General features: G+C 42.4%; 19 protein-coding genes and 1 rRNA gene. 18 read left to right on the forward strand and 2 right to left on the reverse strand.

All coding sequences use genetic code 11. The annotated features are described in order from the left end of the window. Positions 1-82: 82 nt before the first annotated feature. From WH46_RS17770 to ligA, 16 genes are all read left to right on the forward strand, one after another. Positions 83-2,233: a glucosyltransferase domain-containing protein gene (locus WH46_RS17770; protein WP_046227713.1), complete on the forward strand. Its 2,151-nt coding sequence runs from the start codon at positions 83-85 to the stop codon at positions 2,231-2,233. Positions 2,234-2,364: 131 nt separating this feature from the next. Next, positions 2,365-2,787, forward strand: coding sequence for a sugar 3,4-ketoisomerase (locus tag WH46_RS17775; RefSeq protein ID WP_017815617.1), 423 nt, complete (start codon positions 2,365-2,367; stop codon positions 2,785-2,787). Continuing rightward, entirely contained in the window at positions 2,784-3,347 is a 564-nt protein-coding gene (locus WH46_RS17780; RefSeq protein WP_046227714.1) for an acyltransferase, read from the forward strand. Before WH46_RS17775 ends, WH46_RS17780 begins: the two co-directional genes overlap by 4 nt. 17 nt (positions 3,348-3,364) lie before the next feature. Next, the gene (locus WH46_RS17785) at positions 3,365-4,462 is read left to right on the forward strand and encodes a DegT/DnrJ/EryC1/StrS family aminotransferase (RefSeq protein ID WP_046227715.1); all 1,098 of its coding nucleotides are present in this window, start codon (positions 3,365-3,367) and stop codon (positions 4,460-4,462) included. Continuing rightward, the gene (locus tag WH46_RS17790; RefSeq protein WP_017815620.1) at positions 4,443-5,378 is read left to right on the forward strand and encodes a glycosyltransferase family 2 protein; all 936 of its coding nucleotides are present in this window, start codon (positions 4,443-4,445) and stop codon (positions 5,376-5,378) included. Before WH46_RS17785 ends, WH46_RS17790 begins: the two co-directional genes overlap by 20 nt. Beyond that, positions 5,371-5,733, forward strand: a complete 363-nt coding sequence (locus tag WH46_RS17795) for a GtrA family protein (protein WP_269430635.1) — start codon at positions 5,371-5,373, stop codon at positions 5,731-5,733. The genes WH46_RS17790 and WH46_RS17795 overlap by 8 nt, the downstream gene beginning before the upstream one ends. A gap of 17 nt (positions 5,734-5,750) precedes the next feature. Continuing rightward, positions 5,751-6,494 carry a sugar phosphate nucleotidyltransferase gene (locus WH46_RS17800; protein ID WP_017815622.1) on the forward strand — a complete coding sequence of 248 codons (744 nt, stop codon included), beginning with the start codon at positions 5,751-5,753 and terminating at the stop codon, positions 6,492-6,494. Positions 6,495-6,505: 11 nt separating this feature from the next. Then, positions 6,506-7,051, forward strand: a complete 546-nt coding sequence (gene rfbC, locus WH46_RS17805) for a dTDP-4-dehydrorhamnose 3,5-epimerase (protein WP_046227716.1) — start codon at positions 6,506-6,508, stop codon at positions 7,049-7,051. 85 nt (positions 7,052-7,136) lie between these two features. Beyond that, complete coding sequence (gene rfbB, locus WH46_RS17810; protein WP_017815624.1) at positions 7,137-8,156, forward strand: dTDP-glucose 4,6-dehydratase; 1,020 nt, start codon at positions 7,137-7,139, stop codon at positions 8,154-8,156. Beyond that, the gene (gene rfbD / locus WH46_RS17815) at positions 8,156-9,028 is read left to right on the forward strand and encodes a dTDP-4-dehydrorhamnose reductase (protein ID WP_017815625.1); all 873 of its coding nucleotides are present in this window, start codon (positions 8,156-8,158) and stop codon (positions 9,026-9,028) included. Before rfbB ends, rfbD begins: the two co-directional genes overlap by 1 nt. Positions 9,029-9,182: 154 nt before the next feature. Further along, positions 9,183-10,139: a glycosyltransferase family 2 protein gene (locus WH46_RS17820; protein ID WP_046227717.1), complete on the forward strand. Its 957-nt coding sequence runs from the start codon at positions 9,183-9,185 to the stop codon at positions 10,137-10,139. Positions 10,140-10,355: 216 nt separating this feature from the next. Further along, the gene (locus WH46_RS17825; protein ID WP_046227718.1) at positions 10,356-11,261 is read left to right on the forward strand and encodes a glycosyltransferase family 2 protein; all 906 of its coding nucleotides are present in this window, start codon (positions 10,356-10,358) and stop codon (positions 11,259-11,261) included. Continuing rightward, on the forward strand, positions 11,258-12,682 hold the full coding sequence (locus WH46_RS17830; protein WP_046227719.1) for an undecaprenyl-phosphate glucose phosphotransferase: 1,425 nt from the start codon (positions 11,258-11,260) through the stop codon (positions 12,680-12,682). The genes WH46_RS17825 and WH46_RS17830 overlap by 4 nt, the downstream gene beginning before the upstream one ends. A gap of 243 nt (positions 12,683-12,925) precedes the next feature. Continuing rightward, positions 12,926-13,615: a heptaprenylglyceryl phosphate synthase gene (gene pcrB, locus WH46_RS17835; protein ID WP_046227720.1), complete on the forward strand. Its 690-nt coding sequence runs from the start codon at positions 12,926-12,928 to the stop codon at positions 13,613-13,615. A 297-nt stretch (positions 13,616-13,912) separates the two neighbouring features. Then, entirely contained in the window at positions 13,913-16,252 is a 2,340-nt protein-coding gene (gene pcrA / locus WH46_RS17840; protein ID WP_046227721.1) for a DNA helicase PcrA, read from the forward strand. 207 nt (positions 16,253-16,459) lie between these two features. After that, a complete protein-coding gene (gene ligA, locus WH46_RS17845; protein ID WP_046227722.1) occupies positions 16,460-18,481 on the forward strand; it encodes an NAD-dependent DNA ligase LigA in 2,022 nt (673 codons plus the stop codon). 324 nt (positions 18,482-18,805) lie between these two features. On the opposite strand, the gene WH46_RS17850 is transcribed toward ligA, so the two are convergent. Continuing rightward, positions 18,806-20,104, reverse strand: coding sequence for a molybdopterin-dependent oxidoreductase (locus tag WH46_RS17850; RefSeq protein WP_046227723.1), 1,299 nt, complete (start codon positions 20,102-20,104; stop codon positions 18,806-18,808). 340 nt (positions 20,105-20,444) lie between these two features. Continuing rightward, a complete protein-coding gene (locus WH46_RS17855; RefSeq protein ID WP_046227724.1) occupies positions 20,445-21,287 on the reverse strand; it encodes an AraC family transcriptional regulator in 843 nt (280 codons plus the stop codon). Positions 21,288-21,501: 214 nt separating this feature from the next. On the opposite strand from WH46_RS17855, the gene WH46_RS17860 reads away from it, so the two are divergent. Together WH46_RS17860 and WH46_RS24275 are read left to right on the forward strand one after the other, a co-directional pair. Next, on the forward strand, positions 21,502-23,673 hold the full coding sequence (locus tag WH46_RS17860) for an alpha-galactosidase (protein ID WP_046227725.1): 2,172 nt from the start codon (positions 21,502-21,504) through the stop codon (positions 23,671-23,673). 998 nt (positions 23,674-24,671) lie between these two features. Beyond that, positions 24,672-24,729 (forward strand): 16S ribosomal RNA (locus WH46_RS24275); the annotation flags it as partial.

Raw genomic sequence — 24,729 nt, forward strand, 5'->3', positions numbered from 1 at the left:
AATAAAGGGCTATCAATTCGATAAGGGGTGCCGGAAAGGAATATTGATCCGGAATCCTAGTTGGGAGGATTGCAAAAAAAGAATGACAAATAAAACAAACGTTATCCGATCGATTGCTTTCGGTATTATTGGTACATTGCTATTATACGTTTTTTTATCATTAATGTTATGTGGGAAAATTGTAACTGAACTTCCGCGTTTTTCTAATACATGGACTGTATCTCAAAGCGATTTACAGGCTAATATTAAAGATTTTAAGAATGAAAACAATGTATTAAAAGCTACATCAAACGATCCGTGGCTTGAAGTGAATTTTGGAAAGACATTGACTCCCCAAAAGTTGAAGCTTAATATATCTGATTTAAGTATTGATAGTTCTTATGCACAAATTTATTATTCAGATAAAGAAAATGATTTTTCTGAAGGCAGATATGTAGACTATAGTCTAAAAAATGGATTGAATGAAATTTCATTTCCCCATAACACTTCTGTTCAAAGCATCCGGATGGATTTAACGGATCAAAAAGGAGTTTCTTTGCAGGTCGTATCCGCTAATCTAATGCTTGATTCCAAAGTATCGCTGTTTTGGTTGTTTTTCCTTGCAATGTTTGTAGTTTACTTAGGAGTTATATATCTGATTATTCGCTTAAGCTCTACTAACCGTCATTCGGCTGAACCATTGTCTCCATTTTCGTTCTCGAATTATAGCCGTGAATATAAATTGTTTATGTGGAGTTTTGGTATTGGCGTGCTTTATTACCTACCGTATATAACTAATACATTATATTCTATAGACGATTATTATTTAGATCAATTATACAATATAAATATGGAAACTTTAGGATATAATTTCCATTCAACAGGTAGATATACACAGGCCATATTATCACAGTTATTTTATTACATGAATATTCAACCCCTTACCAAACCTTTGGGGCCATTGTTATTTATTGCTTCACTTTCACTTCTGGGTATTTGCATTACTAGATTGCTAAAAATAAATTCTTTTATCTTGTCGTTAAGCATAATTCTTTTGCTGGTGAGCAATCCGTTCTTCGGAGAAATTTTCCATTATAGCATCGTGCCAGCTTACAGTGCGTTTGCTGTTATAGCTTTGGCAGGTGGCTTAATATTTGGCCACAAATATAGTACAAATAGAAGGTTTATTTTTGGATTTTTATCAATTGGTTTTTATATCATCTCACTTACAACCTATCAAATATTTTATCCCATTGTTTTTCTTGTCTTTCTTTATAATCTTATTATTCCTGCAGAGCTGCGAATTTTCGAGCAAGAAGATACAGGTAGAGAACAACAATCATTTTTGGCAAAGTTTATCCCGCTAGTAATATATGTTGTCGCTTTTTTAGTATATTCAATCTTATTAAAAATTGTATTTCTTATTTGGCCACCACAGCTTGCTTACTCTGGCAATGATATCGGACAATTGTGGTATAATTTTACACACAAACCATACTGGATAAGTGTTTTCAACAATATTGATCGATTTATACTGGAGAACAATCCATTTAATTCTCAGTTGATTAACTTTTTTGTATGGGGAATCCTTTTTACTGCTCTGGCTGCTTACGTTACTTTTAATGGAATGTTCGCCAAAACTTCTATCACGAGACTTGCAAGCGTATCTATTCGCGTATTTATTTTGTCTTTCTTGGGTTTGGTTACTTGTCTTGGATTTTCATTGCTTCGTCCTGAAGAGATCTCATCCCGATCATTTACAGCGTTTGGATTGTATCAAGCACTATTATTAATTATTGTATATGGAATCACTATGCTCTTAAAGCTAAAACCTTCTTATCGAAATGTTCTAATCTCAGGGCTTATTATTATTATTATTGTAGGAAATATAGGACGGATCGGTAGAAGTGCTCTGGATCAACATAGGCTTAACAGTATGGAAAACAGTATGGTAACCAGAATAGTAGAGCGTATGGAAGCAGATCAAGCATTCAATCCTAATGCGAAATTGGTTATTTCAGGAGTCCCAAATTTGAAATCTATTTCATATACTACTTTTGGGGATTATAATGTACCTGCATCGCAGCAATTTTCCAAAGTGTTTCTATTCAATGAAGTAACGGGATATAGCTTTGAACAACCTTCAGAGAAGGATATAGAGGTAGCAAATAAAAAATTGCAAAAAATGAAACCATGGCCGGACATAACATCAGTTCAAAGTGAAAATGGCATCTTTATTATCAAACTCAATTGATAGATGGGTCGATTTTTGAAAATAACAATTTTATATCAATGGTATCAAATTTGCAGCTCGTGTAGTAATCTATTTATATTAATTTGGACGTTCGACTTATACTTGAATAATTTACTACTTATGGGGGAAAAATGAATAATAATGCTTTTTCTGTGAATGAGAGTCACCTTTTTGACATTCAGGAACTTGGTGATAATCGAGGGGCGTTGGCAGTAGTAGAATCAATGAAGAACATCCCTTTTGACATCAAGCGTGTTTTTTATATTTATGGTACAGCAAAAGGTATACGAAGAGGATTTCATGCACATCATAAAACCAGACAAGTTTTGATTAGCGTATGTGGAAGCTGCAAAGTTCATTTAGACAATACGAAAAGAAAAAAAGAGGTTTTGCTTGATTCACCATCGGTAGGACTTCTATTGGAACCAAATGATTGGCATGAAATGTATGACTTTTCACCGGATTGTGTACTTCTGGTTATGGCTTCTGAGCTGTATCAGGCAGAAGACTATATTCGAGACTATGATCAATTTATCGAGGTATATGGCCTATGAGTAATTATTTTATTCACTCGCACGCGATTGTGGAAAGCAATAATATTGGCAAAGATACAAGGATATGGGCCTTTTCTCATGTTCTACCAGGTGCGATCATTGGTGAAAACTGTAATATTAATGATCATACTTTTATCGAAAATGATGTAGTACTTGGTAATAATGTTACTGTTAAATCAGGCGTTTATATTTGGGATGGTATTACAGTTGAAGATAATGTATTTATTGGTCCTAATGCTACTTTCACTAATGATTTAAAACCACGTTCTAAGCAGTATCCCGATGCTTTTTTGAAGACTCGACTAGAGCAGTGGGCTTCTATCGGAGCCAATGCCACTATTGTAGCCGGTCACACAATTGGGAGATATGCTATGATTGGTGCAGGTTCAGTAGTTACAAAGGATGTTCCTAATAATACGTTATGGTTTGGTAATCCTGCTAAGTTTCGCGCATATATTTGTAATTGCGGAGAACAGCTTGATAAGCAACTGCATTGCTCCAAATGTGGAAAATCATATCATTTGGTGAATGGTTTGATTGAGGAAGATAATAATCTATAAGGGAACAAGGTGCATACATGATTCAATTTTTGGATTTGAAAAAAATTAATTTGCGTCATGAACAGGCGATTCAAGAGAGCGTAGCCCAGGTACTTCATTCTGGCTGGTACATACTAGGAGAACAAGTGAAAAGCTTTGAAGCCGAATTTGCTTCCTATTGCGGAACTCGTTACTGTCTAGGAGTGGCTAATGGTTTGGATGCACTTGAGCTGATTATTCATGCATACGGCATTAGTGCAGGAGATGAAGTTATCGTTCCATCCAATACGTATATTGCTTCGATTCTCTCAATTTCTGCGAACGGAGCAACCCCGATTCTGGTCGAACCGGATCCGCAAACTTATAATATTGATCCTGCCAAAATTGAAGAGAAAATTACTGAAAAGACGAAAGCTATTATGGTAGTTCATCTCTATGGTCAAACTTGTGATATGCAACCTATTCGTGAACTCGCACAAAGGTTTGATTTGAAAATTATTGAAGATTGTGCACAGTCTCATGGAGCTTTATACGCAGACCAACGTGCTGGGAATCTGGGCGATGCAGCAGCGTTCAGCTTTTACCCTGGCAAAAATCTTGGGGCGCTTGGTGATGCAGGTGCAATCACAACAAATGATGAAGAATTGTATACTAAGCTGTATGCATTACGAAATTATGGCTCTCATAAAAAATATGAGAATCTTTACAAAGGATATAATAGTCGATTAGATGAATTCCAAGCACCGATTCTTAAGGAGAAACTCAAGCATTTGGATGCGGATAATGCCTATCGTCGAGATATTGCTAATTATTATATAGAGCATATTCATAATACGTTAATTACACTTCCTATTGTAAAGCATAATCCAGAATCCCATGTGTGGCATGTATTTGTTGTTCAAGTAGCAGATCGTGCGGATTTTATGCAGTATATGACTGACAATGGTATTCAAACAATCATTCATTATCCGATCCCGCCTCATAAGCAGCAAGCATATGCAGAATGGAATGATCATGTATACCCGATCTCCGAAGAGATTCATAAGCATATAGTTAGCATCCCGATCAGTCCGGTAATGCCTATGGAAGAAGTTATGAAAGTGGTGGAAGTCATTAATGAATACGGACAAAATTAAATTTTCAATTGTGGTGCCGATATACTTTAATGCCTTAAACATTCCACATACGGTACCAAGGTTACAAAAACTGAAGCAGATATTGCCGGATTGTGAATTGGAATTTGTATTTGTCGATGATGGATCTAAGGATGATTCATTTCAATTACTATTGGAAGCCAAAAAACAGGATGATCGTATTAAAGTAATCAAACTAAGCCGTAATTTTGGGTCCATGTCGGCTATTCAGGCAGGTTTACAATTTGCCACAGGTGACTGCATCGGTGTAATTGCAGCTGATTTACAGGATCCACCTGAACTATTTGCTGATATGATTATGGAATGGCGCAATGGTAAAAAGGTTGTACTGGCTACCCGTTCTGATCGTGAGGAATCACTTTCGCAGAAAATGTTTTCTAATTCCTATTACTATTTACTGGAAAAATTTGCTCTTAAAGATTATCCGAAGGGCGGCTTTGACTTTCTGTTGGTAGATCGCCAGGTTGCCCGCGAAGTAATCGATATTGGAGAAAAAAATACGAATGTAATGAGTCTGATCTACTGGCTTGGTCATGATCGCGAATATTTACCATATGTTCGCCAAGAACGCAAGCTAGGCAAATCACGCTGGACAATGTCCAAAAAAATAAAATTGTTTATCGATTCATTTGTTAGTTTCTCATATATGCCTATTCGTTTCATGTCAGCGTTGGGCGTGATCACGGCATTATTAAGTTTTTTGTATGGTGTCTATGTAGTGGCTGGTGCATTATCAGGTATAATACCAATTCAGGGATGGACGACTATTATTGCATTAATCACATTTTTGCTTGGTATCATTATGGTAATGCTTGGTATCATCGGAGAGTATTTGTGGAGAATATTGGATGAAAGTCGAAACAGACCTTCATTCATAGTTGATGAAGTATATGAATAAACCATTTATCAAGTATCTGTTGAGTGGTGGCTTTAATACATTGGTTACTTATCTCATGTATTTGTTGCTGCTTAATATTATGAATTATAATATGGCCTATTCCATTTCATATGTAGCAGGAATTTTATTATCATATTATTTGAATTCGGTCTTTGTATTTCAGGAAAAAATCTCATTGCGTAAATTCATCAAATATCCTGTTGTATATATAGTACAATATTTGATTAATTTAGTGTTGCTTAATATACTTATTGAGTATGCAGGTTTGTCTACGAAAATCGTACCTATTATTACGATTGTAATTACGATACCTATAACTTTTTTACTAACCAAATTTATTATCAAAGGAAAATGAACGGAGGCATATTTATTATGAAAGGCATTATTTTGGCAGGTGGTACAGGAACAAGATTATTCCCATTAACCAAAGTGACTAATAAGCATCTTCTGCCAGTAGGCAAATATCCAATGATTTTTCATTCTGTGCAAAAACTTAAACAATCCGGTATTCAGGATATATTGATTGTAACAGGTAAGGAGCATATGGGAGACGTTGTTAATCTGTTGGGAAGTGGACATGAAATGGGGGTTACCTTTACATATAAAGTTCAAGATGAAGCAGGCGGCATTGCTCAGGCCCTTGATCTGGCAGAACAGTTTGTGAACGGTGATCAGATGGTAGTTATTCTTGGCGATAATGTATTTGCGGATGATATTGCTCCATTTGTACAAAATTTCCGCGAACAAAAAAAGGGTGCAAAACTTTTGCTGCAGCAAGTGCAGGATCCTCAACGTTTTGGCGTGGCTGAGCTGGAAGGAGATCGTATTGTATCGATCGAAGAGAAGCCTAAAAATCCGAAAAGTGATTTTGCAGTGACCGGTATTTATATGTTTGATAGCCGAGTATTTGATATTGTTAAAACATTGAAGCCCTCTGATCGTGGTGAGCTTGAGATTACCGATGTTAACAATGCTTATATTGCTAGCGGTGATCTATCTTTCGATATTTTGCAGGGTTGGTGGACAGATGCAGGAACTCATGCTTCTCTGGCAAGAGCCAATGAGCTGGCGCAGGATATCGTATTTGGTGAAGAATTCGGTAAGCTCAAACTGTAAGGAGGAACACCATGAAGTCGACGGCTCTAAAACTGGAAGGTGCAAAACTGCTCGAACCGATTATTCACGGAGATAACCGGGGATTTTTTATGGAAAGTTATAATGAACGTGTAATGAATGAACTAGGGATACATCATCGTTTTATTCAAGATAATCAATCTCTTTCTGTAGAAGCGGGAGTTTTGAGAGGACTACATTATCAATTAAATCCCAAAGCACAAACGAAAATTATCCATGTGATTTCTGGGGCCATTTATGATGTGATTGTCGATATACGGCAAGAATCAGAAACATTTGGTCAATGGATGGGATTTATTCTGAGTACGGATAATAAACGCCAGTTGCTTGTTCCACAAGGGTTTGCACATGGGTTTTGTACTCTTGTAGCTAATACTCAAGTATCCTACAAAGTAGATCAGTATTATTCACCTGAACATGATCGGGGAATATTATGGAATGATCCTGCTATAGGAATTGACTGGCCTGTCTCAGAACCTATTTTATCGGAGAAAGATAAAAAACATCCACTGTTAAAAGATGCCGAATTGAATTTCTGAGGATCAATATGGTTCTGCAGACAAACGATTAGACAAGATTCAGCGTTTAAGCTGAATCTTGTTCATTGATATAGGAGGAATAATTATGAAACTACTTGTTACTGGCGGAGCTGGTTTTATCGGCAGCAATTTTGTGCTGTATATGCTGCGTGAGCATCCGGAATACCAGATTATCAATGTGGATGCATTGACATATGCAGGTAATCTGGAGAATTTGAAAGCTATTGAGGGTAATGCGAATCATACTTTTGTCAAAGCTGATATTGGTGATGCCTCCAAAATGGATGAATTGGTATCGCAAGGAGTAGACATCATTGTCAACTTTGCGGCTGAATCTCACGTCGATCGCAGTATTCTGGAACCGGACGTGTTTGTAAAAACAAACGTATTGGGTACGCAGGTATTACTTGATGTAGCGAAGAAGCACAAGATTACCAAATTTGTTCAAGTATCTACCGATGAAGTGTACGGTACGTTGGGCGAAACAGGCCTCTTTACCGAGGAAACACCACTTACACCGAATAGCCCTTATTCGGCAAGTAAAGCCGGCGGTGATTTGTTAGTACGTGCTTATCATGAGACATTTGGTTTGCCAATGAATATTACTCGCTGCTCCAACAACTATGGTCCATTCCAGTTCCCGGAAAAACTGATCCCGTTAATCATCTCCCGTGCACTGGCAGATGAGTCTTTGCCTGTATATGGTGATGGTCTGAATATTCGCGATTGGCTGTATGTAGAAGATCATTGCAGTGCGATCGATCTCGTTATCCATGAAGGGAAAAATGGCGAAGTATACAATATTGGTGGTAATAATGAACGTACCAATATTCATATTGTCAAAACGATTTTGGAACAACTGGACAAGCCTGAATCTCTTATTAAATATGTAGAAGATCGCCCAGGACATGATCGTCGCTATGGTATTGATCCTACCAAAACAATGAATGAGCTTGGCTGGAAACCGAAGCACAATTTCGAGTCGGGCATTAAAGCTACTATTCAATGGTATTTGGATAATAAGGAATGGTGGAGTCGTATCGCTTCAGGTGAATATCAAGAATACTACCAAAAACAATATGGCAGCCGTCTGGGTGACCAATAATGAAAGTTCTTGTTACCGGAGCCTCAGGGCAACTTGGTATAGATACGGTAGCTGTATTGGAACGTAAAGGACATACGGTCATGGCATGTGACCGTACGAAATTGGATATTACCAATCAGCAGCAATGCCAGCAAGTAATAAGTTCATTTCATCCAGAGGTAGTTATTCACTGCGCAGCTTATACAGCTGTAGACGCCGCTGAATCAGACATAGATAGTGCTTATAAAGTAAATGCTATCGGTAGCCGGAATGTTACAGTTGCTGCCGAAGCTATCCAGGCTAAAGTAATCTATATTAGCACAGACTATGTATTTGACGGAAAAAGTACGGCGTCGTATCACGAATATGATACTACAGATCCACAAGGGATCTATGGCAAATCTAAACGTGCTGGCGAAGTATTAACGCAGACGTTATCCAGTCGCTATTTTATTGTGCGGACATCCTGGGTATACGGAATGCATGGTAGTAATTTTGTGAAAACAATGCTGAAGTTGGGACAAGAAAAGCCGGAATTGAAAGTAGTGAATGATCAGAAAGGTTCGCCAACCTATACCGTGGATCTAGCAGAGTTTCTTTCGGAGTTAATGCTTACAGAGAAATACGGCATTTATCATGCTTCTAATAGCGAAGCATGCACATGGTATGAATTTACTGGTGAGATTTTTAAACAAGCCAAGGATATTCTTGGAATCACTATTACTGCCAAGCTTGAACCATGTACTACAGCAGATTTCCCAAGACCTGCTCCACGCCCGATCAATTCTACAATGGAACATCTATCCATTCGTACCAACGGATTTGAGGATATACGTTCCTGGCAAGAGGGATTAACAGCTTTCTTATTGGAGTACAAGCAGAATTTAAGCTAAATAGTGAGTTGAATCTATAATCTATCTAGAGATATAATTACAAAGGCATTCTTCGTTGTTATAATGCGAAGAATGCCTTTGTAATTATATCTATTCACTTATAACATGTAATTAAAACTATAAGCCCAGCAAAGGATGAAAGGTGGGAAAATCGATGTCTGGTCGCACAATGCAGGTGCTTTTATCAACATATAACGGAGAAAAATACATAGGTGATCAACTGGATAGCATATTACAGCAACCATATGAACATATCAAAGTATTGATACGGGACGATGGTTCCAGTGATAACACAGTTGCTATAATAGAAAACTATTGTAATCGCTATAGAGGACGGATCCAGTTGCTAAAGGGAAAAAATATCGGTGTGATCCCTAGCTTTTGGACATTAATGCAGCAAGCTGATCAAAAAGCAGCCTATTTTTGTTTTTGTGATCAGGACGATGTATGGATGTCTGATAAAACTGTACGTGCTGTACATCAGTTAGAAAAAATGGAACAAGAACAACCATACGGAATCACAATTCCGGCAATGATATTTACTGCAACTCAGTTAACAGATGCTCAGCTAAATCCCACTGTGATCTGGCCGGGAAAGCCTGCACGAGAGCCCTCTTTTTATAATGCACTTATTCAAAATATAGCAGTTGGAGCTACTGTCTCATTTAATTACCAGACGCTTCGGCTTCTAATGAATACTCAGGACGATGTTAACTTATCCAATATTCAGATGCATGATTGGTGGATGTACCTAGTCATCTCCAGTATGGGGAAGGTACAATTTGATCCGCAACCTTCAATCTATTACCGGCAGCATAGCAACAATGCAGTTGGCGGTGAAGCAACTGCTTTTCAAAAAGTGAAAAAGAAATGGCGCAGTTACAAAAAGCATAGAGATCAGAAGCTACTAGTTAGACAAGCACAGGAATTCCAAAAAATCTATGGAGCTCAACTGACAAATCAGAGCATGATTGAACAGCTTCAGGCATTTGTTACTCCAAGAACTGATTTTGCAGCCAAACTAAAGTTTTTGCGAAAATGCAGATTATATAGACAATCTTTTATAGAAAATTTGCTTTTTCGTTTTCTGATTATAATCGGTTATATTTAAGAGTATATTTTAGATGATTTATATCTCGCATAATGATATGAAGCGAAAATAAGAACAGAGTTTCTGGAATAATCTTCAAACTAACTCTTTACTTCATATCTATGATATAATTTCGATGTAGTAGATTATTAAGTGTATTGGAATCTGTTCATCAATTCAAAAAATAATTTTTACATTTATTTATAGAATGCTTTCAATTCAGGCAGGAGCGTTATTATGGACGTTAGCGTTTTAATCTTAAATTACAATACTTGTCAGCTGACAATGGATTGTATCGAATCGGTTTACCGTTCGAGTACTCAATATTCCTATGAAATCATCGTTGTCGATAACCATTCGAGCGATGATTCCACTACGCGTATTCCAGCAGCTTACCCGAATATTGTCTTCATCGCTAATCAGGATAATGGTGGCTTTGCCAAAGGCAATAATATCGGGATGAAGATTGCCCGGGGACGATATACATTGCTGCTCAATTCTGACACCATCGTTCAGCCGGATACCCTGGAGACGATGGTGTCTTTCATGGATGCACACCCCACGGCAGGAGCATCGGGCTGCAAAATCATTCTACCGGACGGTTCGCTGGACAAAGCGTGCAAGCGCGGCTTCCCGACTCCATCGGCATCGTTCTATTATGCTTTTGGTTTCTCGAAGCTGTTCCCGGACAATCCGAAGTTTAATGGTTACCAGCTGGGTTATCTCAGTCCGGATGAATCCTACCAGGTAGACTCCCTCGTAGGTGCCTTTATGCTGGTACGCCGTGAAGTGATCGAGCAGATCGGCGGACTGGATGAAGAATTCTTTATGTACGGTGAAGATATCGACTGGTGTTACCGGATCAAGGAAGCAGGCTGGGAGATTCATTATCGGGCAGACACATTCATCGTGCATCACAAAGGTGCCAGCAGCCGGCGCAAGCCATTCAAGATTATTTATGAATTTCACCGGGCGATGTGGTTGTTCCATCGCAAGCATTATCGGCAAAAGTATTCTTTTATTACCAATGGTATTGTCTACACAGGGATCGGTGTCAAACTGATGCTTTCCCTGCTCAAAAATAAACTGCTGCGTGCCACGCCGGCGCCGGTATCCGATTCAGAAAGGAGAGTCCACACGTGATCCGCAAAAATCAGCGCTTTTTGACCAGACTGTATATTCTGGCGGATTTCTCTGTGATTCAAATTTCCTTTCTGATCGCCTGGTTTATCAAATTCCAAAGTGATATTCTTCCCTATGACAGCCCTCCCGCAGGGTATGGAGCACTGCCGTTCGAGACCTATGGCAAATGGAGCCTGATCTACGGGGTGATTGCCATCCTGATCGGGACGATAAGCAGTCTGTATTCTCCAAAGCGCAAAAAGCGTTTTGCCGATGAGCTGCTCAAAATCGTACAGACCCACGCAGTCAGCATTTTTATGCTGCTTGGCGCGTTATTCTTCTTCAAAGAGATTAATATCTCGCGTTACTACCTGCTGCTGTATGTCCTACTGAATCTGCTGCTGATTATGGCATATCGCTATGTGATCAAGCTTGGGCTCAAACGTGCTCGTCAAAAGGGCTTTAACAAGCAGTTTGTGCTTATCCTGGGTGCCGGTTCTCTCGGCAAGCGTTTCTATGACAATCTGATGCAGTACCCGGAGATGGGCTACGAGATTGTCGGATTCCTGGACGATTATCGTACATTCGATGGAATTGAATTGAAAAAGTACAAACCGGTGCTCGGCAAAATCGATGATCTGGGGCGCAAGCTGCAGGAGATGATGATCGATGAGGTCATTCTGGCATTGCCACTGGATGCGCATAGCAAGTATCCGCTTATTATCGCCGAATGTGAAAAAGCAGGGGTACGAACGCTGATTATTCCTGACTTCTTTGACTATCTGCCGGCACGTCCTTACTTTGATAATTTTGCCGGAATGCCAATGATCAATGTACGTGATATTCCGCTGGATATTGCAGCCAATCGAATTTTCAAACGGTTGTTCGATATTATATTCTCACTGGCGGCTATTATCGTAACTTCGCCGATTATGCTGTTTGTAGCAATTGGAGTCAAATTGACTTCATCCGGACCGATTATTTTCAAGCAGGAACGCGTTGGTCTCAATCGGCGTACATTTATGATGTTCAAGTTTCGTTCTATGCGTGTCATTCCGGAAGGGCAGATTGATACGGGCTGGACAACAGCGGATGATCCACGCAAGACCAAGTTTGGTTCATTTATCCGGCGTACGAGTCTGGATGAACTTCCGCAATTCTTTAATGTACTGATTGGAGATATGAGCGTAGTCGGCCCACGGCCGGAGCGTCCTTATTTCGTGGAGCAGTTCCGGGAGGAAATCCCCAAATACATGGTCAAGCACCATGTTCGCCCAGGTATTACCGGCTGGGCACAGAGCAATGGACTGCGTGGAGACACATCGATCGAGGAACGAATCAATCACGATATTTTCTATATTGAAAATTGGTCGCTGTTATTCGATATCAAGATTATTTTCAAAACGATCCGTAATGGATTTATGAATAAGAATGCGTATTAAGATTTAATATCCGAATTACGCATCAAAATTCAATGTAAGTGAACAACCTTAGAGAAGAGATCTACATCCCAATACCTCGTTCTTACAGACGGGGTATTTTTATTTGCAAATTAAGGTGCAAACACACGGCGAAATATCGTATAATATAACTTTGTTCCCATCAAATACGAACAAAAAATTGACACTGTACAAGCACTGTCATAGACTTATTCTGAAGGTTGCAGAAAGACGGAGGAATGAAGGTTGAGAGATGAAATTAAAACGTGGCAGCACGTATTCAAATTGGACCCTGACCGTCTGATCTCGGACGAAGATCTGGATCGTATTTGTATGTCCGGTACCGATGCTATCATGATTGGTGGTTCGTCCGGTGTAACCTATGACAATACAGTGGATCTGATGTCCCGTGTGCGCAGGTATGAGCTTTCCTGTGTACTGGAAGTATCGGATCTGCAAGCAGTTGTACCGGGATTCGATCTGTATATGATTCCAATGGTGCTGAACACCGACCAGAGTAAATGGCTGCTTGGACAGCATGTACAGGCGATTGAGCAGTACAGCCATTTGATTCCCTGGGAACGGATGCTGCCGGAAGGGTATATTGTACTGAATCCGGATTCGACGGTAGCCCGTCTGACTGATGCATTGACTGCTATTGATGGCGACCGTGCTGCAGCATATGCGCAGGCAGCTGACCGTCTGCTGAAGCTACCGATTATTTATATCGAATACAGCGGCCGCTTTGGAGACATGGAGCTTGCTGCGGATATCCGTCGTGCTGCCGGTGAAGCCCGTGTGTTTTACGGTGGAGGTATTCATGATGCAGAAACGGCCAGAATAGCCCGGCAGGTCTGTGATACAATTATTGTGGGCAACAGCCTCTATAGCGATCTGGATCATGCACTGGAGACGGTAACTGCAGTGAAAAGCTGAATCTTTCTTTTATAGGGATCATTTATACGGATGATTCAAAATACAATGTGATCCTAACAATGATAATACGAACTGCTTAAACAGTTTAATGTAATAATGCAATGTACCTCAATAATCTGTGCCTGTTACAGCAGGCAGCCCATTAACGTTTAACCATACTTGACTCACTATCCACGCTTTGATTTGTACACACCACATGACATGGTTCAACATATACAGGCTTTTATCAAGCAAGCCAATCGCCTGACACTTTATTTTTATATCCTATTCCCATTTTGAAAGGGGCAAGACTTCTACATGACGACTGTAAATATACAGGATGCAATCAACCGCCTGAATCCCAGACAAAAAGAAGCCGCGCTCGTCACAGATGGACCGCTACTCATTATGGCAGGTGCAGGCAGTGGTAAAACTCGGGTACTGACCCACCGTATTGCCCATATTATTGATTCCCGCAAGTCAGCTCCATGGGGAATTCTGGCGATTACATTTACCAACAAAGCTGCACGTGAGATGCAGGATCGTGTCTCCCAGTTGGTAGGCCGTGATGGCCGCGAGATCTGGGTATCTACGTTTCACTCCATGTGTGTTCGTATTCTGCGCAAAGATATCGAACGGATTGGTTTTACTTCCAATTTCTCCATTCTGGACTCTGGTGATCAGCTGTCTGTTATCCGTTCCTGCATGAAGGATCTGAATATGGATACCAAGAAATTCGAGCCGAAGGCTGTTCAGGCAATGATCAGCACTGCCAAAAATGAATTGGTAACGCCTGCCCAGTACGAGCAGAAGATCGGTGATTATTTTGAAGGTCTGGCATCCAAAGTCTATACGATGTACCAGCGCAAGCTGCGTGCCAACAACTCGCTCGATTTTGATGATTTGATCATGACGACGATCCAGCTGTTCAAGGAAGTGCCGGAAGTGCTGGAATTTTACCAGAAGAAATTCCGCTACATCCACGTCGATGAGTATCAGGATACCAACCGTGCACAATACATGCTTTGTAAAATGCTGGCGGATGCGCACCATAATATCTGCGTAGTCGGTGACAGTGACCAATCGATCTACCGCTGGCGTGGAGCGGATATTACCAACATCCTGAATTTTGAAGAAGATTACCCGGAAGCCAAGACGATTCTGCTGGAACAGAACTATCGTTCCACTTCCAATATTCTGAGTGCAGCCAACGAAGTTATTGGCAACAACAGCGGCCGCAAACCCAAGAAATTGTGGACCGATAAAGAAGGTGGCGCCAAGATCAAAGTATATCGTGCCGACTCTGAGCATGATGAAGGATATTTCGTCACTTCGGAAATTCATAAAAGTGTAAAAACAGGCCGACCTTATCAGGATCACGCTATTTTGTACCGTACCAATGCCCAGTCCCGGGTTATAGAGGAAATTCTGATCAAATCCGATATTCCTTACCAGATCGTCGGCGGCATCAAGTTCTATGATCGCAAAGAGATTAAAGATATCCTCGGATATCTTCGTCTATTGTCTAATCCGGATGATGATATCAGTTTAACGCGGATCATTAATGTACCGAAGCGTGGTATCGGCGATACGAGTGTAGCCAAGCTGGCTGCAGCTGCAGGTGAGCGCGGAATTTCTATTTTCCGGGTGCTGGAGATTGTAGATGACCTGGGCTTTGCCGGTCGTACGCGTAATGCACTGGTGGAATTTTACGATATGATCGCAGCTCTGCATCAGATGGTAGAGTATCTATCCGTAACCGAACTGACCGAGAAGATTCTGGAAATGTCGGAATACCGGGTCGAACTGCAACGCGAGAATACACTCGAATCCAAAGCACGGGTAGAGAATATTGAAGAGTTCCTGTCGGTAACGATGGAATTCGAGAAGAACAACGAAGACAAATCACTGATCTCGTTCCTGACCGATCTGGCTCTGATTGCGGATATTGATACTGTAGGGGACAAGCCGGAGGAGCAAGAAGATGCGGTTGTACTGATGACCATGCACAGTGCCAAAGGTCTGGAATTCCCGACTGTCTTTATTATCGGTATGGAGGAGGGCGTCTTCCCGCATAGCCGTGCCTTTATGGATAATGATGAGTTGGAAGAAGAACGCCGCCTTGCTTATGTAGGTATCACCCGTGCAGAGAAGCAGTTGTTCCTCTCCTGCGCGCAGATGCGTACATTGTTCGGACGGACAACCGCGAATCCACCATCCCGTTTCTTGGAAGAGATTCCCGAAGAATACAAGGAAGATACCAAAGTGGCACCGAATAATTATCGTCGTGGCAGCACTAGCAGCTATGGAGGCGGAAGCCGTGGATTTGGCGGATCGACCAGCAGCTTTGGCGGCAAACGGGATAACTCCAGCGCCTTTGGCAGTGGATCTTCCGCACGTGCGGTTCCTCGCCAGACACCAACATCTTCCGGTGTAACTGTTACTACAGGTAATGGATCGGCACCGAAGCCGGTAGCCAGTGGCAGCGGCGATGGATTCCAGGCAGGGGACAAAGTGTCTCATGGCAAATGGGGCATCGGTACGATTGTTGCAGTCAAAGGAACAGGCAATGATATGGAACTGCAGATTGCTTTCCCTGCACCTACCGGGCTGAAGCGTCTGCTGGCAGGCTTCGCACCTATTACCAAAGTGGAATAAAATCGGATACAGCACGATAGGGTTTAACCAACGATAAGACAGCCAGTATCGTATGTCTCCTCATAGAACCGGATACTTTAGGATTCGGTTCTATTTTTTCGAATAAGGGAATACAGTGCATGACGAAAATGAAATAACCGAGTCCATGATCGCCTTTACGTTGGCTGATCAGGGACTTACATATTAGATACGGGAGAGATGCTATTCATGGACCCGATGAACGAAATGGAAAAGCTCGTCGCCGAGCTGAATAATTACAGTTACCACTATTACACACTGGATGAGCCGTTGGTCGATGACAAAGAGTATGATGCCCTGTATGATCGTCTGCTGCAGCTGGAACAGGAAAGTGGTGTTGTCCTGCCGGACTCACCAACACAGCGCGTAGGTGGCGAACTGCTCAAAGGATTCCTGCCGCATCGTCATCTGGCTCCGCTCTGGAGTCTGGACAAAGCGCAAAATCTGGAGAAGCTGTCCAGCTGGCATACCCGTGCCCGCAAGCTGATCAATGATTACAATACCAAGAACCCGGATACACCACTTCCCGAACCAACCTATGCGGTCGAACTCAAGTTTGATGGTCTTACACTCAATCTGACTTATGAGAACGGTCGCCTCGTTCAAGCAGCTACGCGTGGTAATGGCGTTGTCGGAGAAGGCATACTGGAGCAGATCAAAACGATCCGTTCCATTCCGCTGTCTATTCCTTTTAAGGATGGCAAGATTGAAGTGCAGGGAGAAGGCATTATGAACCTGTCCGTGCTGGCTGCCTATAACGAGACAGCTTCGGACAAAGACAAACTCAAAAATGCCCGCAATGCAGCAGCAGGTGCTTTGCGCAACCTGGATCCCAAAGTAACCGCCAAGCGCCGTTTGAGTGCCTATTTCTATAATATTGGTTACATGGATGGTATTCGGTTCGCTACACAGCAGGAAATGATGCAGTTCCTGAAAGATAATCATTTCCGGGTCAATCCGTATGTTTCGTATTTCGAGAATTTTGATGATGTGATTGCCCAGCTGGAAGAGATTCAGACACGCCGCAGCGGTCTGGATTATCTGATTGATGGAGCAGTTGTAAAAATCACCGATATGCGTACCCGTGAAGTGCTCGGTTATACAGATAAATTCCCGCGCTGGGCGATTGCTTACAAATTTGAAGCGGAAGAGACCAGTACGATTCTGGAATCCGTATCCTGGAATGTAGGACGCACCGGTAAAATCACGCCGCTCGCGCGTGTGGAAGCGGTAGAGCTCGGCGGTGTAACCGTACAGAACTGTACACTGAACAATATTGGCGATATTGAACGCAAAAACCTGAAGCATGCTCTGGGTACACGTGTCTATATTCGCCGCTCCAATGATGTTATCCCCGAGATCCTCGGCAAAGTATCCGAGGAAAATGATGGCGAAGAGATTGTATATCCGGAGAATTGCCCGGCCTGCGGATTCCCGCTGGAACAGCGTGGCGCGCATTTATTCTGTAACAACAAGCTGGGCTGTGAACCACAGATCGTTGCGCGAATTACTCATTTTGCTTCCCGGGATGCGATGGATATCGAGACATTCAGCGTCAAAACGGCGACGCAGCTGCAAAGTGAGCTGCAGGTTCGAGAGCCTGCTGACCTCTATACCCTGCAGTTTGATGATCTGGTCAGTCTGGAGCGTTTTGGCGAACGCAAAGCGAGCAATCTGCTCCAGGCTATCGAAGACAGCAAAACGCGTGATCTAGCTTCTTTCCTGTATGCGCTCGGTATACCGAATACAGGTAAAACGACGACACGAATGCTGGCTGAGCATTATCGGGATCTGGACAAGATCATGAATGCGACAGCCGAAGAGCTGGTGGAGCTTCCGGATGTAGGCATGATTGTCGCAGAGAGTATCGTAGAATTTTTCACAGATCCATTTATGCGCGCAAGTATTGAGAAAATGCTGGAACTTGGCGTACAGCCTCAGGTACCGGAAGCACCTGTTGTAGTCGTATCCGACTCCTACTTTACCAATAAAACAGTAGTACTCACAGGTACACTGCATACGATGACCCGTGATGATGCAGCCGCACGTCTGGAAGAACTGGGAGCTAAAGTAACTGGCAGTGTATCCAAAAAAACGGATATCGTTATCGCTGGCGAAAAAGCCGGCAGCAAACTGACCAAAGCCCGCGATTTGGGTATCGAAGTCATCGAAGATGAAGAGCAACTTCGTCAGCTGCTGGAACTGGAATAGCTAACCGAATCTGAGCTGGGGTTGGGAGGCATGGGGCAGTCTCAAGCGATACATGTACCAAAGTATCTACAAGGATATATGTAGAGACCTTGTCATGTAGAGGTCTTATGCTCACTCAAGCCTCTAAGCAAGAGCGTTTGTATTACAAATAATTGCATATCAAAAAGACGAGATGCCCCCGTAATAAGGGCTCTCGTCTTTTTTGGTATGTCTATCGCTAATTTGCGATATGTTTAATGTATTTGAACCTTCTTTACATGCTCAAGGTCATACATCGGATTTGCATCATGATCCAGTAAATACATATATTCATTACGAAAACGATCAGGACAGATTATCCGGCAACCATGCATCTTTGTCGTAACCACGCTGTTCCCAGTATCCGATATGATCTTCTGCAATCAGCTCGATACGGTTGAGCCATTTTACCGATTTGTAGGCATACATTTTGGGAATAACCAGTCGTACCGGTCCGCCCAGATCAGCTGGAATAATTTTGCCGTCATGCAGTACAGCAACCATGATATCTTTTAGCTGCGCCTGCTCCAGTGTGATCGAGTCTGTATATACGCCATCACCGGAATAGAACTTGATTGTTTGGGCAGTTGGTTTAACCCCTGCCATTTTCAAAAAGTCGTTCAGTGGAATGCCTTCCCATGTGTTTTTGTATACGGACCAGCCAGTTACACAGTGAAAGTCACTTACCTGTACCGAGCGTTTGATTTTCAAAAACTGCTCCCAGTTCCATGTCTGCGGACGATCGACCAAGCCATCGATTGTAAACGACCAGTTGCTGTTATCAAATGAAGGAATCGGTGTAACCGTGTAGACGCGGAATTCGCCCTGAGCACCTCCGCCTTCCGGTGGCAGAGAAGCCGGCATCGGCTTGGGATCGGGAATCATTTTGTTTGGATTGCTTGCCGCCATTTCTTCCCAGCCGCCTCCGCCCTGCAAGGAGCTGCCCAGCCAGCGGATAAAGGTTGGCCCCACCGAGACTGCCAGCCCCACACCGATCACCGAACGCAAAAAGGCACGACGTGTATAAAAAGGAGAAGGAGTCTGTGCAGCAGAAGGTCTGCTTGTTACAGATGCAGCAGCATTTCCCTTTGGCGCTGTATTCGCAGGTTTTCCAGCAGAATCATCGGACAGACGGATACTGCGCTTTTTCGGATCTTTAAGCCAAGCTGTGCGTGTAAGCGAATGATAAATAATATAAGGCAGTCCCACCCAGGTGAGCAGATCATGTATAAATAAAGCGGTATTTGCTACAGCAGGGCCTACTTGCCGAAGCAGCCATAACAGAATGCCGGAGATGATCCATCCAACCAGCAGAATCATGACCAGAATCACATTCATTTTCTGATTCGGTTTCTCCCGGATTTGTTTCCAGTGTTTGGATGCCAGGAACAGATAGTATACTACAGGTACCAGCAGCGCCAATCCTCCTATAATATGAATCCAGCGAATCCATACTCTGCCTTCCCCGAGAATCTCCCTCCAGAACCCGCCTACGAGAACGAGTCCGGTAATCGCGAGCAGGGCGACCAACCATGCATTCCAGCTATGCAATCGAATGAGCTTTTTACCAAATCCTTTTTGAACTGCGGCAATCCAGCGTCCCATTGATTCTCCTCCTTCACACTCTGCATTCAGACAGCAGGGCTATCGTTATATTCAGCCAGTGATCTGTATTTATTTTTACGATCCATATACACCCTATCCGCATATTCGTAGTAACCCGCAAAATAGATCAATATATGTTGTTTTGATTTGCGTTTTACTGTCTTGCCTTAGTAAAAGAAACGCATAAGAGATTTCAAACTTGGTATATAAATTTAAGTTAATATCTAAAATTTATTATAAACCTTTTCTTCGAAAGAACGCGAGAATATAAAAAGGAAGAGAGCAGCAAATAAACAGGAAGCTATTCCTCTGTTAAGCCGAATAAGCTGATCAACAGAGCTTATTCAAACGGCATATGAGTGTGAAGCAGAGAAGCACTGCGATATTCTCTGGGAGAGCTTCCTTTGATCTTTTTGAATATTTTGGAGAATAACAGCGGGTCGCTATAGCCAACTGAACGAGCAATATTGCCGACGGTATGGTCGGTGCTGCTCAGCATGGTTGCTGCAGTATCCATGCGGTATTGAATCAGATAATCCTGAATACTGATTGCTGTGAATTTTGTGAACAACGAACATAGATAGCTCCGATTGAGTCCGACCCAATGTGCGATATCCTCAACCGTAATCTTTTGGGAAAAGTTCATTTCGATAAAATCTTTTACCTGCTCCACATAAACTTCCGCCTGGCTAGTTACTGGTACAGGCAGCGTATGACGGCTATTTTCTATCAGCATGGATAACATCAGATAAAGCAGTCCCATAAGACGGGTCTCCCGTGCTTTGGAGTTCTCGGCAGACTGCATCATCTCGTGCAGACACTGATTGATCCGATTTTTGTCTTCATAGTGAAGTACCGGAGAGGCAAGCGTCAGACCCGCTTGTGCCAACAGCGATTCAGCCAGTGTTCCATGGAAACCGATCCAACCATAAGACCAGGGATGGATCGGATCAGCTTGATAATAGGTCACTACATGAGGACAGATCAAAAAACTCTGGCCCGGCTCGATACAGTGCCGTATCCCATTTACCTCAAAGATTCCTTTTCCCTCAAAAACATAATGCAGCAGATAATGTGTTCTTACTGCTGGACCAAATTCATGACCGGCTATACATTCCTCTATACCGAATTGAGTCAGATACAACTCGGTATGCTGTTTGCTTCGTGGCAGATACTCAATCATTGGCGATTCTCCTTATCTTCACAATATCAAGCCTAATGACATATTTTCTAATCCTTATGCCATATACGAATTGGCCTGTATTCATATACCATTTCTATAGTGACATCTTGTTTTCTGCAAATGACCTAACCATCCTCAGACCATATTATACAGGCAGGAAGAGAAGCAGAGACAGGAATATACATCATCTGATCAAAATGAAAGGGTGTTTGATATGAATGTGATCGTACAGGAAGAAGAAGGTTTGTTTCATCTGCAATCATCCGGCATGAGCTATCTTATTCAAATCGTGGATGGTTATCCGGTACATGTCTATTGGGGAGGAAGACTGCAGCATCGTGCAGCGATAAATCATCTGCTTGTTCATACTTGGCAGGGAATGGGACTGGACCGACTGCCTCAGGAATATCCGCAGTATGGAAGTGGTGATTTTCGTAATCCGGCCTATCAGATTGAACTGGAGGATGGAACACGAATTACAGAGCTCAAATACGATAGTTATCGGCTGGTAAAAGGAAAACCGGTGTTAAGTGGACTTCCCGCTGTATATACAGAGCATGAAGCCGAAGCAGAGACACTTGAACTTCTTTTAAAAGATGATTATTCGGGATTACAGGTTGTTTTGCGATATTCCATTTTTCGGGATCACAATGTGATCGTACGATCCACCCGATTGGTCAATAAGGGGCAGCAGACACTACGGCTTCGCCGTGCCCTGAGTGCCAGTATCGATATGTATGGTCAAGAGCAACTGGAGATGGTATATCTTTCGGGAGCATGGGGACGAGAAAGCAATATACAGCGCAGAACACTTCCGCAGGGAGAGACACGGATCGATAGCAAACGGGGAATGAGCAGTCATCAGTTTAATCCTTTTGCTGCTTTGGTAACACCGGAAACGACAGAACGCGTGGGAGACGCCTATGGGTTCAGTCTGGTATACAGCGGTGGATTTGAAGCGGTGGCAGAAGTGGACTCTTTTGGTTCTACCCGTTTGGGGATTGGCGTGAACTCATTCGACTTTGCCTGGCAGCTGAATGCCGGTGAAGAGTTCCAGACTCCGGAAGCTGTTATGGTCTATTCCGAAGAGGGACTGGGAGAGATGTCCCGAACGTATCACCGTCTATATCGCAGCCGGCTATGCCGTGGCAAGTACCGGGACCAGGAACGACCGATTCTGGTCAATAACTGGGAAGCAACCTATTTTGACTTCAATGCCGACAAGCTGGTTGCTATCGCAGAAGAGGGTGCGAGGCTGGGCATTGAATTATTCGTACTGGATGATGGCTGGTTTGGTAAACGTGATGCTGACAATTCATCGTTAGGAGACTGGTATGAGGACCGCCGCAAGCTGCCGGAAGGACTCGCTGATGTGGCAAAGCGTATTCAGGGAGCCGGCCTGCAGTTCGGACTCTGGTTCGAACCGGAGATGATTTCACCGGACAGCGAGCTATACCGCAAGCATCCCGATTGGTGCCTGCATGTTCCGGGTAGACGACGCAGTGAAGCCAGATGGCAGCTTGTCCTGGATTATACGCGTCCGGAAGTGCGTGATTATATTTATGATTCACTTGCTGCGATTTTCTCCACGGTTCCGATCTCTTATGTGAAATGGGATATGAACCGGGCTTTGACAGAGATTGGTTCTGCAGCACTTCCGCCGGAACGTCAGGCTGAGACTGCACATCGTTATGTGCTTGGATTGTATGAGCTGCTAGAGCGGATTACTGCGAACTTCCCGGAGATCTTGTTCGAAAGCTGCTCTAGTGGTGGAGGGCGTTTTGATCCCGGAATGCTCTATTATATGCCGCAGACCTGGACCAGCGACAATACCGATGCGGTGGAACGACTCAAGATTCAGTATGGAACCAGTCTTGTCTACCCGGTGAGTTCTATCGGCGCGCATGTATCGGCTGTACCCAATCACCAGGTGGGACGCATTACACCGCTGGAGTTCCGCGGTAGCGTCGCCATGTCCGGCAATTTTGGATATGAGCTGGATCTCACGGCATTTACCGAAGAAGAAAAAGATATTGTTCAGCGTCAGGTTGCCAACTACAAGGAGATTCGCAGCCTTGTTCAGCAGGGAAATCTGTACCGGCTGAAGAGCCCATTTGAAGAGAATGAATCGGCCTGGATGTTTGTATCAGAAGATCAAATGGAAGCCCTGGTTTACGCCTTTCAAGTAATGGCGATCCCGAATGGTCCTCAACGCATTCTGAGATTGGATGGACTTAAGCCGGAACTTGAATATGAAGTGAAGTCAGATATAGATGAAGAAAGCAGTATATATGGAGGGGATCAGCTCATGCAGCTTGGTCTGGCTCTTCGCTATGAGGCCAAAGACTACCAGAGCCGCTGCTTTAGACTTCGAGTCAGAACATAGGGGCTTGAATAAACAGGAATCGCCCGAAGACAGAAAGCCCTTTTTTGGAAGGGGCTTTCTTTAAATAGACAGTATGCTATTTAACAGAGGGTGATCATGTTTGTAGCCCGAAGAATAAATGATATAAAAGTAAAAAAGAAGTCAGTTATCCGGTTATATTAACAGTCGTTATTGCTTTACGGTTATACGGTTTTTTCATGATTGCAAAATTGCATGAAATTGAGGTGGAGGGTACGTTGGTACGTGTATCCAATAGTGTAGATGAATAAGTAAATCGAAAAGTGAAAATCAGTTGGAGTTTTGTAGATACAGCGAACAGTCATATTTCATTGCAATCAGATACAAAAAGCTCCTATAGACAATAGTCTCGAATCTAAAAGCGCATCACTATATAAATAGCGGATTGAAAGATAAAGGAATCTACTATTATAAAATTAAAAAAGTAAACAAGTCAGTAAGCAGTATAAGCTCTATACTATCCATTTAATTCCTTAAATAGAGCACAACTGAGAACTAGCAAATTAGCAAAAAGGTATTATGTACTAAGTAATATATAAATAAAGCGGGAAAAGTACAGATGGATATATTGAAACGTATGACATTTTTTCTCGTTTCATATATTTACTTTAAAAGCTGATCAAAGGTAGCTTTAAAAGAAGGTAGAATCTTTTTCTTCTATAGTAATAAATAACACAATACGAACTATCTTTTTCTATACAGGTAGGTAATGAATAAATTGCGTATTATATATGCTCAAAATAGAATGTAAAATAATTTGCTAAAACACTTGCTTCCTTAAAATAAATATGATATATTATTTAAGTCGCCTTTGAGACATTGCAATTCACAAGAAAAAATAAAGGTTGACACGCTTTTCTGAAAATGATATACTCTAAGAGTTGTTAAGAAAAGTAAGTTCCTTGAAAACTGAACAAATGGGATTTGAATTAAAATGTTCGAGTAATCGAACGTCAGCAAGGAATGAGCAAGTCAAACACTTTATGGAGAGTTTGATCCTGGCTCAGGACGAACGCTGGCGGCGTGCCTAATACATGC

Origin of the sequence: Paenibacillus dauci (assembly GCF_000971985.1) — a bacterium.
GTDB lineage: Bacteria > Bacillota > Bacilli > Paenibacillales > Paenibacillaceae > Saccharibacillus > Saccharibacillus dauci.

Excerpts from the sequence above, each read along its gene's own strand:
- WH46_RS17770 (WP_046227713.1), top strand. The coding sequence starts at position 83 with ATGACAAATAAAACAAACGTTATCCGATCGATTGCTTTCGGTATTATT.
- WH46_RS17775 (WP_017815617.1), top strand. The coding sequence starts at position 2,365 with ATGAATAATAATGCTTTTTCTGTGAATGAGAGTCACCTTTTTGACATT.
- WH46_RS17780 (WP_046227714.1), top strand. The coding sequence starts at position 2,784 with ATGAGTAATTATTTTATTCACTCGCACGCGATTGTGGAAAGCAATAAT.
- WH46_RS17785 (WP_046227715.1), top strand. The coding sequence starts at position 3,365 with ATGATTCAATTTTTGGATTTGAAAAAAATTAATTTGCGTCATGAACAG.
- WH46_RS17790 (WP_017815620.1), top strand. The coding sequence starts at position 4,443 with ATGAATACGGACAAAATTAAATTTTCAATTGTGGTGCCGATATACTTT.
- WH46_RS17795 (WP_269430635.1), top strand. The coding sequence starts at position 5,371 with ATGAATAAACCATTTATCAAGTATCTGTTGAGTGGTGGCTTTAATACA.
- WH46_RS17800 (WP_017815622.1), top strand. The coding sequence starts at position 5,751 with ATGAAAGGCATTATTTTGGCAGGTGGTACAGGAACAAGATTATTCCCA.
- rfbC (WP_046227716.1), top strand. The coding sequence starts at position 6,506 with ATGAAGTCGACGGCTCTAAAACTGGAAGGTGCAAAACTGCTCGAACCG.
- rfbB (WP_017815624.1), top strand. The coding sequence starts at position 7,137 with ATGAAACTACTTGTTACTGGCGGAGCTGGTTTTATCGGCAGCAATTTT.
- rfbD (WP_017815625.1), top strand. The coding sequence starts at position 8,156 with ATGAAAGTTCTTGTTACCGGAGCCTCAGGGCAACTTGGTATAGATACG.
- WH46_RS17820 (WP_046227717.1), top strand. The coding sequence starts at position 9,183 with ATGTCTGGTCGCACAATGCAGGTGCTTTTATCAACATATAACGGAGAA.
- WH46_RS17825 (WP_046227718.1), top strand. The coding sequence starts at position 10,356 with ATGGACGTTAGCGTTTTAATCTTAAATTACAATACTTGTCAGCTGACA.
- pcrA (WP_046227721.1), top strand. The coding sequence starts at position 13,913 with ATGACGACTGTAAATATACAGGATGCAATCAACCGCCTGAATCCCAGA.
- ligA (WP_046227722.1), top strand. The coding sequence starts at position 16,460 with ATGGACCCGATGAACGAAATGGAAAAGCTCGTCGCCGAGCTGAATAAT.
- WH46_RS17850 (WP_046227723.1), bottom strand. The coding sequence starts at position 20,104 with ATGGGACGCTGGATTGCCGCAGTTCAAAAAGGATTTGGTAAAAAGCTC.
- WH46_RS17855 (WP_046227724.1), bottom strand. The coding sequence starts at position 21,287 with ATGATTGAGTATCTGCCACGAAGCAAACAGCATACCGAGTTGTATCTG.
- WH46_RS17860 (WP_046227725.1), top strand. The coding sequence starts at position 21,502 with ATGAATGTGATCGTACAGGAAGAAGAAGGTTTGTTTCATCTGCAATCA.